Source organism: Nocardia sp. NPDC050717, from assembly GCF_040654275.1.
Classification (GTDB): domain Bacteria; phylum Actinomycetota; class Actinomycetes; order Mycobacteriales; family Mycobacteriaceae; genus Nocardia.
In genome coordinates, this window is record NZ_JBFAHR010000018.1 from 40397 (window position 1) to 54958 (window position 14562).

A 14562-nucleotide genomic window follows, 5' to 3' on the forward strand; every position below is an offset into this window, starting at 1 on the left:
CCGTCTAGTACATAATATATTCTGAGAGGACGCGACATGGCTGGCCTGTATTTCGAGGAGTTCGAGCCGGGGATGGTTATCGACCACGTGAACCGTCGCACCGTCACCGAAGCCGACAACACGCTGTTCAGTGTGATGACGCTGAATCTGGCGCCGCTGCATCTGGACGCCGAGTACAGCAAGGGCTCCATCTACGGCCAGCGTCTGGTGAACAGCCTGTTCATCCTCGGGCTGGTCTCGGGTATCACCGTGCCCGAGACCACGCAGGGCACCACCCTGGGCAACCTGGGCTTCGAGCAGATCAAGTTCCCGAAGCCGGTGTTCCACGGCGACACCATCCACGTGCAGACCAAGATCGAGGCGAAGCGGGAATCCAAGAGCCGCAACGATTCCGGCATCGTCACCTTCCGTCATCTCGGGATCAACCAGCGCGACGAGGTGGTCTGTGACGCCGTGCGCGTTGGCCTGATGATGAAGCGTCCGGCCGAGCAGGCCTGATCCGCCACCCGACGAACCAAGCAACGAGGAGGACACGTCATGGTGGACGTTCAGCCTGCCGAGCAACCGGCCTGGGTGCCCGACGAACAGATCCGCGAGCGCAGCCGTCTGCTCGCGGCGATGCGCGCCTGGGGATTCGGTGACGATGCCGCGGCGGTCGCCGCGCTCAACGAGCGAGCCATCGCCGAACCCGAATGGTTCTGGCGGGCCGCGACGACCGATCTGGGCGTGGACTTCTCGGTCCCGTTCGACCGTGTCGTCGACGACTCGGCCGGAAAGCCGTTCCCCCGGTGGTTCACCGGCGGCGGCGTCAACATCGCGCAGCTGGCCGCGCACCGGCACGCGCGGGGCTCCGCCGCCGATCGCCTCGCGGTGGTCTACGAGGGCGACGAGGGTGAACGGCGCACGCTGACCTTCGCCGAACTCGACGAACAGGTGCGCCGGTTCGCCGCCAACCTCACCCAGCTGGGTGTGCGGCGTGGAGACCGGGTGGTGCTGTTCATGCCGGTGGTGCCCGAAGCTGCGGTGGCCTTCCTCGCGATCGCGAGGATCGGTGCCGTCTCGGTACCCACCTTCAGCGGTTACGCGCCTGATGCGCTCGCAACCCGCCTGCAGGATTCCGAAGCGGTGCTGCTGGTGACCGCCGACGGCACGACGCGGCGCGGCAAGCGGGTCGAGCTGAAGGCGACCGCCGACGCGGCGCTGGAATCGGCGCCTACGGTGGCCAAGGTCGTCGTCGTCCGGCACCTGGGCACCGAGGTGCCGATGCGCGCCGGCCGCGACGTGTACTACGACGAGCTCGACGCCGACCCGGCCCCGGTGCCGACCGCCGACACCGAGTCCAACGACCCGCTGACCATCGTCTACACCTCGGGCACCACCGGTCGTCCCAAGGGCATCGTGCACTCCCACGGTGGTTTCGCGGTGAAGACCGCGGTCGACTTCGGCTACGGCTTCGATGTGCACGAAGGCGATGTCGTCTCGTGGATCACCGACCTCGGCTGGCTCGTCGGCCCCATGCTGATGACCGGTCCACTGCAGCTCGGCGCCACGATCGTGATGATCGAGGGCTTGCCGACGCACCCCACCGCGCACCGGATGTGGGAGATCATCGAACGCAACGGTGTCACCGTCGCCGGCATCGCGCCCACCGCGGCGCGCGCGCTGAAGGCGGCGGGTGAGGCGATCACGCATGCGATGCCGAGCCTGCGCGCCTTCGTGTCCACCGGCGAGGCCTGGGACGAACCCACCTGGTGGTGGTTGTTCTCCGAGGTCGGCGGCGGTACGCGGCCGATCGTCAACTACAGCGGCGGCACCGAGGTCGGCGGCGGCCTCCTCATCGGATATCCGTTCCTGCCCGCCGCCCCGGCGGCCTTCACCGGCGCGCTGCCCGGCGTGGACGCCGCGGTCTTCGGTGAGAATGGCCAACCGGTTGTCGGTGAGATCGGTGAACTGGTGGTACGCAACACCTTTCCCGGTATGACGCACGCCTTCTGGCAGGACCGCGACCGCTATCTCGACACCTACTGGAGTCAGTGGGACGGCGTGTGGGTGCACGGCGACCTGGCCAGCATCGACGACCAGGGCATGTGGCGCATCCACGGCCGTTCCGACGACACCATCAAACTGTCGGGTCGCCGGGTCGGTCCGGCGGAGATCGAGGCGGCGCTGCTGCGCGACAACCGGATCGCCGAGGTCGCCGTGATCGGTGTGCCCGACGAACTGCGCGGCCAGCGCGCGGTCGCCTTCGCGGTGTTGCGTTCCACCGGTCAGACGCCGGAAGACTTGCAGGACACCGCGATCGGGAATGCGGGCCGCTCGTTCGCCCCCTCGGTCGTCGTAGTGGAGAGCCTGCCCAAGACCAAGAACGGAAAGATCATGCGCCGGGCCATTCGGTCCCGGTATCTCGGGGCGCCGACCGGAGACATGTCCTCCCTCGACCCCGCCACCCCACTCGAAGCGATCCCCGTGTCCGCGGGCGACGAACAGGAGTAGCAATGACTGCCGCTACAGCGACCGACGACAACGTCGAACTCGTCCGTCAGGCCACGCGTGAACTCGCGCGCAAGTTCGACAACAACTACTGGCTCGACAAGGACAACAAGCACGAATACCCCTGGGAGTTCGTGAAGGCCTTCGCCGCGGGCGGCTGGCTCGGCGCGATGATTCCCGAGGAGTACGGCGGGATCGGCCTCGGTCTCAAGGAAGCCGCCGTGATGCTCGGCGAGATCTCGTCCTCCGGCGCGGGCATGAGCGGCGGCTCGGCGATTCACTTCTACGTGTTCCCGCCCGCGCCGATCGTGAAGTACGGCTCGGAGCAGATGAAGCGCGAGTACCTGCCCAAGCTGGCCTCGGGTGAGCTGCTGATGGCGTTCGGCGTCACCGAACCCACTGCGGGCGTGGATACTTCGCGGATCAAGACCAAGGCGACCAAGGTCGACGGTGGCTGGGTGATCAATGGGCAGAAGGTGTTCATCACCAACGCCCAGAACGCACACAAGATCCTGCTGCTGGCCCGCACATCGCCGCGGCGTGCGGACAAGCCGCTGTGGGGGATGTCGCTGTTCCTGGCCGACATGGACCGCTCCAAGGTCACCGTCCGCGAGATCGACAAGCTCGGCCGTGCCGCGATCGACACCAACGAGCTGTTCATCGACAACCTCGAGGTGGCCGACGACCGGCTCGTCGGCGAGGTCGACAAGGGCTTCTACTACCTGCTCGACGGCCTGAACCCGGAGCGCATCGTGGTCGGCATGGAAGGCGTGGGCCTCGGCCGTGCCGCGCTCGAGATCGGCGCCGAATACGCCAAGAACCGCGTGGTGTTCGACCGCCCGATCGGCCAGAACCAGGCCGTGGCGCATCCGCTGGCCGATTCCTGGATCCGCCTGGAAGCCGCTGAGGGCATGATCATGCGTGCGGCGGAACTGTTCGACGCGGGTCTGCCTTGTGGTCCCGAGGCTGCCGCGGCCAAGTACCTCGGTGCCGAAGCCGGTTTCGAGGCATGTGATCGCGCGTTCTCCACGCTCGGCGGGTACGCCTACGCGAAGGAATACCACATCGAGCGGCTGTGGCGGGAGGTGCGTCTGCTGCGCAATGCGCCGTTCTCCCAGGAGATGGTGCGCAACTACATCTCCCAGCAGGTGCTCGGCCTACCCCGTTCCTACTAGGAGGAGAACCGATGACGGGACCGTTGGCGGGTGTGCGCGTCGTCGTGCTGGCGGGCATGGGACCGGTGCCCTATGTCTCGATGCTGCTGGCCGACATGGGCGCCGAGGTCGTCCGGGTGGTGCGGCCACCGCACCGCTCGGCGCGTGAGCTGAGCCAGACTGTCGGCCTGACCGAGGAGACCGATGTGGTCAACCGGGGTGTCGGGTCGGTTGCGGTGGATCTGAAGGACCCCGACGGGCGTGAAGCTGTTCTGCGCCTTGCTGATTCGGTCGATGTCTTCATCGAGGGCTATCGTCCCGGTGTCGCCGAGCGGCTGGGTCTCGGCCCCGACGTCGCCACCACGCGCAACCCGCGTCTGGTCTACGTCCGGCTCACCGGATACGGCCAGACCGGTCCCCGCGCCAAGGACGCCGGACACGACATCAACTACGTCGCCCAGTCCGGCGCCCTGCACGCCCTCGCCGGCGAAGGCGGGGCGCCGCGACCGCCGATCAACCTGCTCGGCGACTATGCCGGTGGCGGGGCGATCGGCGCATTCGGCATCGCTTGCGCGCTGGTGGAGGCCGCGCGCACCGGCCGCGGTCAGGTCATCGACGCGGCGATGGTCGACGGCGTCGCCGTATTGACGGCGAAATTGCAGGGCCTGCGCGCCGCCGGGCTGTACTCCGACGAGCCGGGAACCAACTTCCTCGACTCCGGCGCCCCGTTCTACGACACCTACCGGTGCGCCGACGGCCGGTACCTGGCGGTCGGCGCGCTCGAACCCGACTTCTACCGCGAATTCGTGAGCCGACTCGGCGTCGACACCACGGACTGGCCCGGCCAGGACGACCGCGAACAGTGGCCGAGACTGCGTGAACTCATCGCCGATGCCGTGTCGCAGCGGACCCGCGACCAGTGGTGGCAGATCTATCAGGGCACGGATGCGTGCGTATCACCGGTGCTCACCTTCGACGAGGCCGCCGAAGACCCGCACAACGTGGAACGCGGAGTGTTCCACCGTGTTTCGGGCGTGCTGCACCCGGCGCCCGCACCGCGGTTCGACCGCACCCCGGCTCGCACCCCCTCGCGCCCACCCGCCGGACTCGGCGACCTCGACGACATCCTGACGCGGTGGGCGACCACCGGCGCCGACACGGTGTCGATCAGCGAATGAAAGGACAACAAGTGCCCGGTTACGAGGAGTTCTCGTCGTTGACGATCGACCGCCCCGCCGACGGCGTGCTGCGGATCGTGCTCGACGGCCCGAACCTGAATTCCGTCGGCGCCGAGGCACATCGGCACCTCGCCGACATCTGGCCGGTGATCGCGCTCGACGAATCGGTGCGCGCCGTCGTCATCCGCGGAGCGGGGGAGCGGGCCTTCTCCGCAGGTGGCAGTTTCGATCTGGTCGAGGCCATGATCGATGACTACGCCTCGCGGACCCGGGTGATGCGTGAGGCGCGGGACCTGGTGCGCAACATCATCGAGGTGCCCCAGCCGATCATCTCCGCCATCAACGGTCCCGCCGCGGGCGCCGGTCTGGTCGCGGCGCTGCTCGCCGACATCTCGGTGGCCGGTCGGCGCGCCAAGATCGTCGACGGACACGTGCGCCTCGGGGTGGCCGCGGGCGATCACGCCGCGATCTGCTGGCCGCTGCTCACCTCGATGGCCAAGGCCAAGTACCACCTGCTCACCAACGAGGTGCTCACCGGCGAGGAAGCCGAGCGCATCGGCATGGTGTCGTTGTGCGTCGACGACGAGCAGGTCCAGGACCGTGCGATGGAGATCGCGCAGAAGCTGGCCGCCGGTTCGCGGGCCGGTGTCCAGGGCACCAAGATGGCGCTCAACGGCTGGTACCGGCAGGCGATGCCGATCTTCGACGCGTCGCTCGGCCTCGAGTTCTATCACTTCGGCGGCCCCGATGTCGTCGAGGGCGTCGGCTCACACCGGGAGAAGCGGGAGCCCAAGTTCTCATGAGCACCGAACCTACGCGTGCTCCGCTGGCCGGGGTGACGGTGATCGGCCTCGAACAGGCCATCGCCGCACCGCTGTGCACCCGGCACCTCGCCGACCTCGGCGCCAGGGTGATCAAGGTCGAGCAGCCCGGATACGGCGACTCCACTCGGCACTACGACACGGTCGTCGGTGGTCTGTCGGCGCATTTCACCTGGCTCAACCACGGCAAGGAATCCGCCGCGCTGGATCTGCGCGCCGCCGAGGACCTCGCGGTCCTGGAAGCGATGCTGGCCGGGGCCGATGTGCTGGTCAGCAATCTGGGCCCCGGTGCGCTGGACCGGCTCGGTCTCGGTGTCGACGAGCTGACGCGCCGGTTTCCCCGGCTGATCATCGTCGACATCTCCGGCTACGGCCGTGGCGGCCCGCTCGACCACAAACGCGCCTACGACCTGCTGATCCAGGCCGAGGCGGGTTCGTGCGCGATCACCGGCACCCCCGGATATCCGGCCAAGCCCGGCATCCCGGTGGCCGATATCGGCACCGCGCTGTACTCGTACTCCGCGGTCCTGGCCGCCCTCTACGACCGTGAGCACACCGGCCGCGGCGCGGTCGTGCCGGTCGCGATGCTCGACGTGGTCTCGGAGATGATGGGGTTCGCGCTCAACCAGGTGCTGCACGCGGGCACCGAGCCGGTGCCGGTCGGAATGGGTTCGCCGATGATCGCCCCGTACGGCGCGTATCCGACCTCCGACGGGCAGACCGCGGTCCTCGGCACGACCAGCGACCGGGAGTGGCGGCGGATGACCGAGCTCATGGGCTGCCCCGAACTCGCCGGGGATCCGCGCTATCTGCACAACGACGACCGGGTCGCCCGCCGCGACGAGGTCGACGAGATGGTTGAGAAGTGGTGTGCGACAAGAACCCTCGCCGAGATTCAGGATGCCGCCGACCAGGCGGGCATCGGCAACGCGCGGCTCAACGGCGTGCGGGAACTCGCCGAGCATCCCCAGCTGCGCGAACGCGGCCGGTGGCGCGAGATCGACACTCCCTCCGGCCCCGTACCGGCCCTGCTGCCGCCGGGGACGGCACGGGACTGGCCGGTGACCCACGGTTCGGTGCCCGCGCTCGGTGCGCACACCGACGCGATCCGGGCCGAGTTCGCGCCACGGATCGCCCAGCCGAGCGAGACCTGATGGACCTGCCGCGCGTCGCCCCGCCGACCAGCCTGAAAACCACCGCCGTGCAAGAGATCCGGCGGCGGATCTTCGCGGGCGAGCTGCGTCCCGGCGACAAGATCGACCAGGACGAGATCGCGGATTCGCTCGGCATCAGCAAGCTGCCGGTGCGCGAGGCGCTGATCGCCCTGGAGTTGGAGAGCATCGTCGACATGCCACCCCGGCGTGGTGCGTTCGTCGCTCCGATGACGCGTGACGACGTCCGCGACCACTACTGGTTGCTCGGCGTGGTGTCCGGGCTGGCTGCCGCCCGCGCGGCCGAGCGGATCGGCATTTCCTCGCTCGACGCGCTGGGCGTGATCCTGGACCGGATGCCGGCCGCGTCGAGCCGGGACCGCGAAACGCTGAACTTCGAATTCCACCGGATGATCAACCGCGCCAGTGGGTCCCGGCGTCTGCTCACCGAACTCAAGGTGCTCGGCAGCGCCGGCCCGCACGGTTTCTACGAGACCCACGACGACTGGTCCGACACCGCCGACCGCGATCACCGCGAGATCCTCGCCGCGCTACGGGCCCGAGACGCGGACACGGCGCGCGCCGTCACCGAGGAGCACTTCCGGCACGGCGGGGATCGGGCGGTGCACATGCTCGAATCCCGCGGGTTCTGGCAGTGATATAATATTTTATGCGTTAACTAGGGAAGGGTAGGCATGAGCCTCACAGCCGATGAGCAGCAGATGGTCGATCTGGTCGCCGATTTCGTCGATCAGCGGGTCAAGAATCGCGTTCGCGAGTTCGAGGAAGACGATGTCTACCCCGAGGAGTTCATCGAGGAGATGAAGAAGCTCGGCTTCTTCGGCCTGCTCGCGCCCGCCGAATTCGGTGGTGTCGATGTGAGCACCGCCTGCTTCGCGGCCGTCACCGAGCAACTCGCGCGGGGCTGGATGAGCCTGGCGGGCGCCATCGGCGGCCACTCCGTGATCACCTACCTGATCAAGACCTTCGGTACCCCCGAACAGAAGTCGAAGTACCTGCCGAAGATGGCCGAGGGCGCGATCCGCGCCACCATGGCGCTGACCGAACCCGCGGGCGGCAGCGACCTGCAAGCCATGCGCACCGTCGCCGTACGCGACGGCGACCAGTGGTCGATCTCCGGTTCCAAGACCTGGATATCCAACGCCGCGCACTCCGGGTTGATCGGCCTGTTGTGTATCACCGATCGCGACGCCGAGCCCGCCCACAAGGGTATGAGCGTTATTTTGGTCGAACCCGGTGACGGGATGACCATTTCCAAGAAGCTGCCCAAGCTCGGTTACCGAGGTGTGGAAGCGTGCGAGCTGGTGTTCGACGGCCGCAAGGTCGGCGACGACGCCATCCTCGGCGGCGTGGCGAACCTCGGCTGGAGCCACATGATGCGCGGCCTCGAGGTCGGGCGCATCCAGGTCGCCTCGCGCGCACTCGGTGTCGGCCAGGCCGCACTCGACGCCGCGGTGCGCTACGCGCAGGAGCGCGAGTCCTTCGGCAAGCCGATCTGGAAGCACCAATCCGTCGGCAACCTGCTGGCCGACATGGCGACCAAGCAGCGCGCCGCCCGCCTGCTGACCCTCGACGCCGCCCAGAAACTGGACGCGGGCGTGCGCGCCGACATGGAAGCGGGCATGGCCAAGCTGTTCGCGTCCGAGACCGCGATGCAGATCGCGCTCGACGCGATCCGTGTGCACGGTGGCTACGGCTACTCCAAGGAGTACGACGTGGAGCGCTACTTCCGCGACGCACCGCTGATGATCGTCGGTGAGGGCACCAACGAGATCCAGCGCAATGTCATTGCCGCACAGCTCATCGCGCGCAACGCGATCTGATCGGAGTCGATGGATGTCAACCCTGCGCCGGGCCGCGATCGTCGCGCCCACCCGCACCCCCGTCGGCACCTTCGGCGGTTCCCTGCGTGATGTGTCGGTCGAAGACCTGGGCGCCACCGTCGTGAACGCGGTGATCGAGCGCTCCGGAATCGATCCCGAACGCATCGACGATGTCGTGTTCGCCCAGTCCTACGCCAATTCCGAAGTCCCGTGCGTCGGTCGCTGGCTGGCGCTGCACGCCGGGCTGCCGATCTCTGTGCCCGGCATGCAGCTCGACCGCCGCTGCGGTGGTGGCCTGCAGGCTTTGGCCACCTCGGCGATGATGGTGCAGACCGGTGCCGCCGATGTGGTGCTCGCCGGCGGCGTCGAGTCGATGAGCCGCATCGAGTACTACTCGACCACCACCCGCTGGGGTGCCCGCGCGGGCACCGTGCAGCTGTTCGACCGGCTCGACCGCGGTCGCGAACGCTCCCAGCCGGTTGCCCGGTTCGGCAAGATCTCCGGAATGATCGAGACGGCCGAAAACCTCGCGAAGGATTACGGGCTGATGCGCGAGGAAGCCGACTCCTTCGCCGCGCGCAGCCACCAGCGGGCGGCCGCGGCGTGGGCGGAAGGGCGTTTCGCCGACGAAGTGGTTCCGGTGACGGTGCCGCAGCGCAAGGGTGATCCGGTGGTCTTCGCCGCCGACGAGGGCATCCGTGCGGACTCCACGCCGCAGACGCTGTCGAAGCTGCGCACGATCATGCCCGACGGCACGGTCACCGCGGGCAACTCGAGCCAGCAGAACGATGCCGCCGCAGGCCTTCTCGTCGTCGCCGAGGATCAGCTCGACGCGCTCGGGCTCGAGCCGATCGGTTACCTGACCGGCTGGGCGGCCGCGGGCTGCGAGCCCTCCCGGATGGGTATCGGACCGGTTCCGGCAGTCGCGAAACTCGCCGCGCGCCGGGGCACCGACACCGTCTCGCTGCTCGACTCGATGGATCTGGTCGAGGTCAACGAGGCGTTCGCGGTGCAGGTCCTCGCGGTCCTGGAAGGCTGGGGCTGGCGCGATCACGACCGGCTCAATGTCAACGGTTCCGGCATTTCGCTGGGGCACCCGATCGGCGCCACGGGCGTGCGCATGGTCACCACCCTGCTGCACGAACTGCGCCGCCGCGGCGGCGGCAAGGGCATCGCCACGATGTGCATCGGTGGCGGCCAAGGGATGGCCGCCACCTTCGAGACCGCCTGATCACCGTTCAGGCACCGACCGTGCCCCGGCGAACCGAACAGGCCCGCCGGGGCACAGTCATTCGCAACGACGAGTACATGCAGGTCGACAGCCGATGAAATCCGACAAGCGATCACCCTGTCCGCACGAACCCGATGTTCGATTGATGGTCCAGTTCGCCACCATCCGAATGGAATTCGTGGCGTGCCTGACGGCCGCGCTGGTTTTCGTCCAGGACGTGGCCGGTCGTCATCTCTGTGACATCACGGTCGCAGCCGCACACTATGCAGACCTGCCCCGTCTGCCGAACGAACGCTTGTATTTGATGCCCTGACATAGGAAAAGCGTGGCCCGACTTGATAATCCGAGTCGGGCCACGCTTCTCCATCGGGTCAGTCGCGCAAGAGCGCGGCGAACTCACCGACCGGGGTGGCGGGATCCCCGGAGTTGATCGCGGTCAGCAGGGCTTCGCTCCGTTCGGCACCCAGGTCGGCGACGGTGAGGTCGCGGAACTTGGCGTCCAGATCGGCCTGCGTCATCGGGTTCTCGGCGGTGCCCCGCGGGTTGTCGACGAAGACGTGCTGGGTGGAGCCGTCGCGGTAGGTGACCGTGATGTCGGCGATCCAGCGTCCCGCGTACTCGGCGTCGAGTTCGGTGTCGACCTCGATCTTCACCCGCCGCGCCATCTCGGCGACCTCGCTGCCCTCGCTCAGGTCCAGGCGTCCGGCCATGTAATCGTGGTGTGCGCGGAAACCGTTGCCGCGGCCCAGGATCGCCAAGGCGAACTGGAACGGCAGGCTGTACTGCAGATGCTCGATGATCTGCGGGGCGTAGGCGTTGGCGTTCTGGTTGCCGATGATCACGTCACCGCCGGACTGGATGCCGAGCCGAACGGACTCGACCTCGGACGCCCGTGCGGTGAGCTGCTGGGCGCCGTCGATGTAGGCGTGGTTGATGCCGCAGCAGCAGTACGGCTTGATCCACACGCGTGTGATCTCGAAAGGCGCTGTCGGGGAGAACAATTCGACCGCGTTCTCGGCGACCGGGCGGCCGACGAAGGTGCGGTAGAAACCCTTGCCGCCGCTGAGGAAGGTGGTCGGGCCCGTGATGCCCGCCGCCGCCATCTCCGCGGCGCGGATACCGTTGCGGGTGCCGATGCCCGAATGCAGCCGCTTCACCGAGCCACCGGTCGAGGTGTACTCGGTGGTGCCCGAACTGTGGCTCATCGCGATCGACAGCGCGTGCACGGTGCGCTCGGCGTCGAATCCGCGCATCTTCGCGACCACGGCGGCGGCACCGAACGCCGACAGTACCCCGTGCGGATGGAAGCCGCGTTCGAGCAACTGCGGGGCGGCCAGGATGCCGATCCGGGTGTAGACCTCGTACCCGGCGACGATGCCGGTGACGACCTCCGCCATCGAGGCGCCGAGTTCCTCACCGACGGCGACGGCCGCTGAGACCACCGCGCTGCCCGGATGACTGGAGCTGGAGCGGTGGGCGTCGTCGTACTCGAAGCCGTGCCCGTAGGTCGCGTTGACGAAAGCGGCGTCGGCGGCGCTCATTTCGTCACCTGACGCGGTGACGTGCGCCGAACCGGGTGCGTGCGAGGCCTTGGTCAGCTCGAGCACCGCCCGGCTCCACGACAGTGATGCGCAGCCGATCTGCACCGCCAGCTGGTCCTGCATCAGGCGCCGGGCGCCGGCCAGCGCGTCGGCAGGGATCGAGTCGTATTCGAGGTCGGTGACCAGCCGGGCGACGGCGGCTTCCAAGGGGGGTAGGGAAGGCATGAAGGACCTTTCGGAAAGTGGGCGTCAGGCCAAGCTGTCGAGCAGGGGCTGCGGCAGGCCGTAGGACTTGCATTCGATATAGGCGTCGAAACCCTCGAGCCCGGCTTCGCGGCCGATGCCACTGTTCTTGAAGCCACCGAGCGGAGCGAAGAAGCCGGCCGGAGTGCCGTTGACTTCGACAGTGCCGGTACGGATGTGGCGAGCCACCGCCAGCGCGTGCGCGGGGTCGGCGGCGAAGACCGAACCGTTGAGGCCGTAGTCGGAGTTGTTGGCGATCTCGATCGCCTCGGCTTCGGTGTCGAAGGTGTGCACGGTGAGTACCGGACCGAACACTTCCTCCTGCGCGATCTTCGCGTTGGGGTCGACGTCGCCGAAGATCGTCGGCTCGACGTACCAGCCGCGCTCCAGGCCCTCGGGCCTACCGCCGCCGACGACCACCTGGGTGCCCTCGGATCTGGCCTGCGCGATGTAGTTCTCCACGCGTTCCCGTTGGGCGCTGGTCACCAGCGGGCCGAGTTCGGTCGCCGGATCGAACGGGTCGCCGATCGGCATCGAGCCGACCATGTCGCGCAACCGGTCGTAGAGCTCGTCGCGCAGCGAACGGGCGACCACGATGCGGGTCTTGTTGCTGCACACCTGACCGGTGTTGCGCAGCGACAGCGCCCGGATCACCGGGACCACGGCATCGAGGTCGGCGTCGTCGAGCAGCACCGCGGCCGACTTCCCGCCGAGTTCGAGGGTGACCCGGCGCAGGTCCTGCCCGCAGATGGCAGCGATCCGGCGGCCGGCGGCCGTGGAGCCGGTGAACGAGACCTTGTCGACGCCGGGGTGGCGGACCAGGTGCTCGCTGACCTCGCGGCCCGCGACGACGATGTTCACCACGCCGTCGGGCAGTCCGGCCTGTTCGAAGATCTCGGCGAGCAGATACGCCGACATCGCGGTCTCCGGCGAGGGCTTGAGGATGGCGGTGCATCCGGCCAGCAGCGCGGGCGCCAGCTTGATCATGGCGATCTGCAGGGGCGCGTTCCACGGCACCACGGCCGCGACGACTCCGGCAGGTTCGCGGGTGACGAGCGCGTTGCCGGTGACCGAGCGGCGGATGTCGGACCACTGGTACTGCGGAGCGAGCTCGAGGAACGCGTCGAGCAACATGCGGGTGCCCATCGACTGCATCCGCGTCGACAGCGTGATCGGGCACCCCATCTCGGCGCTGATCAGCCGAGCGATCTCGTCCTGCCGGTCGGCGAGGATCTCACTCACCCGGGTGAGTACCGCGATCCGCTCCGCGAGCTCCATCCGGGGCCACGGGCCACTGTCGAAGGCGATGCGCGCGGCGGCGACAGCGGCGTCGATATCGGCCTCGCTGCCCTCGGCGATGCGGGCGAGGGGCTCCTCGGTGGCGGGGGAGACCACCTCGAACGTGCGCTGCGTTGCCGGATTCACCCACCCGCCGCCGATGAACAGCTTGTCGAACTGTCCCTGCCACAACTCTGTCTGAACACTCATGGGTAGACCTATCGTCTTCGTCGGCGATTGTGCCGGGGTGGGAATACGCTGGTCAGCGATAGGTTCGTGCGCAGCGTCTCGCATGGCCATGTGACCCGGCTCATGTAAAGTATATGATATAACTTAGCCCACAGGCCAGGGCTGCTGTGCTCGCTGTCACTGTGCTATGAGATAATATATAATATGAGCACGTGACTAGAGGGAGACAGGCTATGCAGCACAGGCCGCTCGACGGAATCCGGATCCTGGAGATCGGGGGCTACATCTCGCTCCCGTTCGCCACCTCCATGTTGTGCGCCCTCGGTGCCGAAGTCGTGAAGGTGGAGCGGCCCGTCGTGGGCGAGGATTTCCGCCGTCACCAGAACGACGCCAGCCCGTACTTCCGTCAGTACAACACCGGCAAGCGCAGCCTGGCCGTCGACCTGAAGCAGCCTGAAGGCATTGCCCTGGTGAAGGCGCTGATCCCGCGCTTCGACGTGGTGCTCGAGAACATGCGTCCCGGCAAGGTGGCCGCGATGGGCTTGGGGCCGGAGGTCTGCCGCGAGCTACGCCCCGACATCGTCTATGGCTCGGTGACCGGCTTCGGCGCGGGCGGTCCGCTCGCGGCCCGGCCCGCCTACGACACCATCGGGCAGGCTTTCGGTGGCCTGTATTCGCTGCTCGGCGACGAGGGGCATCCTCAGCTCACCGGCGGCCTGAGCGCCGATCTGGTCACCGGGTTGAGCACGGCAGCGGGCGTGCTCGCCGCCCTGGTCGGCCGGTATCGCACCGGGGAACCGCAGCACGTGGAGACCTCGATCATGGAGGCCGTCAGTGTCCTCGTCACCGACGGCATCACCCAGGCTTTCGAACTCGGTGCCGACCCGACCCGGCGCAGCAGGCATCCGCAGGCGCAGAACTTCTGCGCGCCGACCGCCTCGGGGGAGTACATCGCCGTGCACCTGTCCTCGTCGCAGAAGTTCTGGCAATCGCTGTGCCGGGCGATGGACCGCGCCGACCTGGCCGTGGACCCGCGCTTCGCCGAATACCGGCCACGGGAGGCGAACTATTTCGAGCTCGTCGAGATCGTCGAGGCCGAATTCGAACAGCGCTCGTTCGCGGAGTGGGAGAAGCGGCTCACCGCCGAGGACGTGCCGTTCGCGCCGGTGCTGTCGATGACCGGTTATGTCGAGCACGAGCAGGTCGATTGGCTGCGCATGATCGAGCCGCAGGACGACGGGCTCGCGCTGGTGCGTCCGCCGTGGCGCTTCGCCGGTGAACGGCCCGAGCGTCCCGGCGTCGCTCCGCGAGTTGGCGCGGACACCCGTGCCGTTGCCGGCGAGGTGTACCCGGCCGATAAGATCGACGAACTCGTTGCCTTGGGCGTGCTCTCGGCAGACGGCTGACCATGAGCACACAGAATGTAGCGGAACACCTTGTGG

At 67.9% G+C, this 14562-nt stretch carries 13 protein-coding genes; 11 read left to right on the forward strand and 2 right to left on the reverse strand.

Going from position 1 to position 14562, the window contains the following annotated elements:
• The first annotated feature begins 36 nt into the window (after positions 1-36).
• The 10 genes from AB0H56_RS27720 (at position 37) to AB0H56_RS27765 (ending at position 10182) form a co-directional block, all read left to right on the forward strand.
• Positions 37-498, forward strand: coding sequence for a MaoC family dehydratase (locus tag AB0H56_RS27720; RefSeq protein WP_357168582.1), 462 nt, complete (start codon positions 37-39; stop codon positions 496-498).
• Positions 499-537: 39 nt separating this feature from the next.
• Positions 538-2493: an AMP-binding protein gene (locus AB0H56_RS27725; protein WP_357168584.1), complete on the forward strand. Its 1956-nt coding sequence runs from the start codon at positions 538-540 to the stop codon at positions 2491-2493.
• Positions 2494-2495: 2 nt separating this feature from the next.
• The gene (locus AB0H56_RS27730; protein ID WP_357168586.1) at positions 2496-3665 is read left to right on the forward strand and encodes an acyl-CoA dehydrogenase family protein; all 1170 of its coding nucleotides are present in this window, start codon (positions 2496-2498) and stop codon (positions 3663-3665) included.
• 11 nt (positions 3666-3676) lie between these two features.
• Complete coding sequence (locus tag AB0H56_RS27735; RefSeq protein WP_357168588.1) at positions 3677-4822, forward strand: CaiB/BaiF CoA-transferase family protein; 1146 nt, start codon at positions 3677-3679, stop codon at positions 4820-4822.
• Between the two features lie 11 nt (positions 4823-4833).
• On the forward strand, positions 4834-5625 hold the full coding sequence (locus AB0H56_RS27740) for an enoyl-CoA hydratase/isomerase family protein (protein WP_357168589.1): 792 nt from the start codon (positions 4834-4836) through the stop codon (positions 5623-5625).
• Positions 5622-6797 carry a CaiB/BaiF CoA-transferase family protein gene (locus AB0H56_RS27745; RefSeq protein ID WP_357168591.1) on the forward strand — a complete coding sequence of 392 codons (1176 nt, stop codon included), beginning with the start codon at positions 5622-5624 and terminating at the stop codon, positions 6795-6797. Before AB0H56_RS27740 ends, AB0H56_RS27745 begins: the two co-directional genes overlap by 4 nt.
• Positions 6797-7453, forward strand: a complete 657-nt coding sequence (locus tag AB0H56_RS27750) for a GntR family transcriptional regulator (protein WP_357168593.1) — start codon at positions 6797-6799, stop codon at positions 7451-7453. The genes AB0H56_RS27745 and AB0H56_RS27750 overlap by 1 nt, the downstream gene beginning before the upstream one ends.
• A gap of 36 nt (positions 7454-7489) precedes the next feature.
• Positions 7490-8638: an acyl-CoA dehydrogenase family protein gene (locus AB0H56_RS27755; RefSeq protein ID WP_357168595.1), complete on the forward strand. Its 1149-nt coding sequence runs from the start codon at positions 7490-7492 to the stop codon at positions 8636-8638.
• Positions 8639-8651: 13 nt separating this feature from the next.
• Complete coding sequence (locus AB0H56_RS27760; RefSeq protein WP_357168597.1) at positions 8652-9869, forward strand: acetyl-CoA C-acetyltransferase; 1218 nt, start codon at positions 8652-8654, stop codon at positions 9867-9869.
• A 94-nt stretch (positions 9870-9963) separates the two neighbouring features.
• Positions 9964-10182, forward strand: coding sequence for a hypothetical protein (locus AB0H56_RS27765; RefSeq protein ID WP_157101987.1), 219 nt, complete (start codon positions 9964-9966; stop codon positions 10180-10182).
• 58 nt (positions 10183-10240) lie between these two features.
• Here the strand turns inward: AB0H56_RS27765 and AB0H56_RS27770 are convergent, their stop codons facing one another.
• Together AB0H56_RS27770 and AB0H56_RS27775 are read right to left on the reverse strand one after the other, a co-directional pair.
• Positions 10241-11635: an MmgE/PrpD family protein gene (locus AB0H56_RS27770; protein WP_357168599.1), complete on the reverse strand. Its 1395-nt coding sequence runs from the start codon at positions 11633-11635 to the stop codon at positions 10241-10243.
• Between the two features lie 24 nt (positions 11636-11659).
• Positions 11660-13141 (reverse strand): aldehyde dehydrogenase, encoded by a 1482-nt coding sequence (locus tag AB0H56_RS27775; protein ID WP_357168601.1) that lies wholly within the window; start codon positions 13139-13141, stop codon positions 11660-11662.
• A gap of 212 nt (positions 13142-13353) precedes the next feature.
• Between AB0H56_RS27775 and AB0H56_RS27780 the strand changes: the two genes are divergently transcribed.
• Positions 13354-14526, forward strand: coding sequence for a CoA transferase (locus AB0H56_RS27780; protein ID WP_357168603.1), 1173 nt, complete (start codon positions 13354-13356; stop codon positions 14524-14526).
• The last annotated feature ends 36 nt before the right edge of the window (positions 14527-14562 follow it).

Excerpts from the sequence above, each read along its gene's own strand:
- AB0H56_RS27720 (WP_357168582.1), top strand. The coding sequence starts at position 37 with ATGGCTGGCCTGTATTTCGAGGAGTTCGAGCCGGGGATGGTTATCGAC.
- AB0H56_RS27725 (WP_357168584.1), top strand. The coding sequence starts at position 538 with ATGGTGGACGTTCAGCCTGCCGAGCAACCGGCCTGGGTGCCCGACGAA.
- AB0H56_RS27730 (WP_357168586.1), top strand. The coding sequence starts at position 2,496 with ATGACTGCCGCTACAGCGACCGACGACAACGTCGAACTCGTCCGTCAG.
- AB0H56_RS27735 (WP_357168588.1), top strand. The coding sequence starts at position 3,677 with ATGACGGGACCGTTGGCGGGTGTGCGCGTCGTCGTGCTGGCGGGCATG.
- AB0H56_RS27745 (WP_357168591.1), top strand. The coding sequence starts at position 5,622 with ATGAGCACCGAACCTACGCGTGCTCCGCTGGCCGGGGTGACGGTGATC.
- AB0H56_RS27750 (WP_357168593.1), top strand. The coding sequence starts at position 6,797 with ATGGACCTGCCGCGCGTCGCCCCGCCGACCAGCCTGAAAACCACCGCC.
- AB0H56_RS27755 (WP_357168595.1), top strand. The coding sequence starts at position 7,490 with ATGAGCCTCACAGCCGATGAGCAGCAGATGGTCGATCTGGTCGCCGAT.
- AB0H56_RS27760 (WP_357168597.1), top strand. The coding sequence starts at position 8,652 with ATGTCAACCCTGCGCCGGGCCGCGATCGTCGCGCCCACCCGCACCCCC.
- AB0H56_RS27765 (WP_157101987.1), top strand. The coding sequence starts at position 9,964 with ATGAAATCCGACAAGCGATCACCCTGTCCGCACGAACCCGATGTTCGA.
- AB0H56_RS27770 (WP_357168599.1), bottom strand. The coding sequence starts at position 11,635 with ATGCCTTCCCTACCCCCCTTGGAAGCCGCCGTCGCCCGGCTGGTCACC.
- AB0H56_RS27775 (WP_357168601.1), bottom strand. The coding sequence starts at position 13,141 with ATGAGTGTTCAGACAGAGTTGTGGCAGGGACAGTTCGACAAGCTGTTC.
- AB0H56_RS27780 (WP_357168603.1), top strand. The coding sequence starts at position 13,354 with ATGCAGCACAGGCCGCTCGACGGAATCCGGATCCTGGAGATCGGGGGC.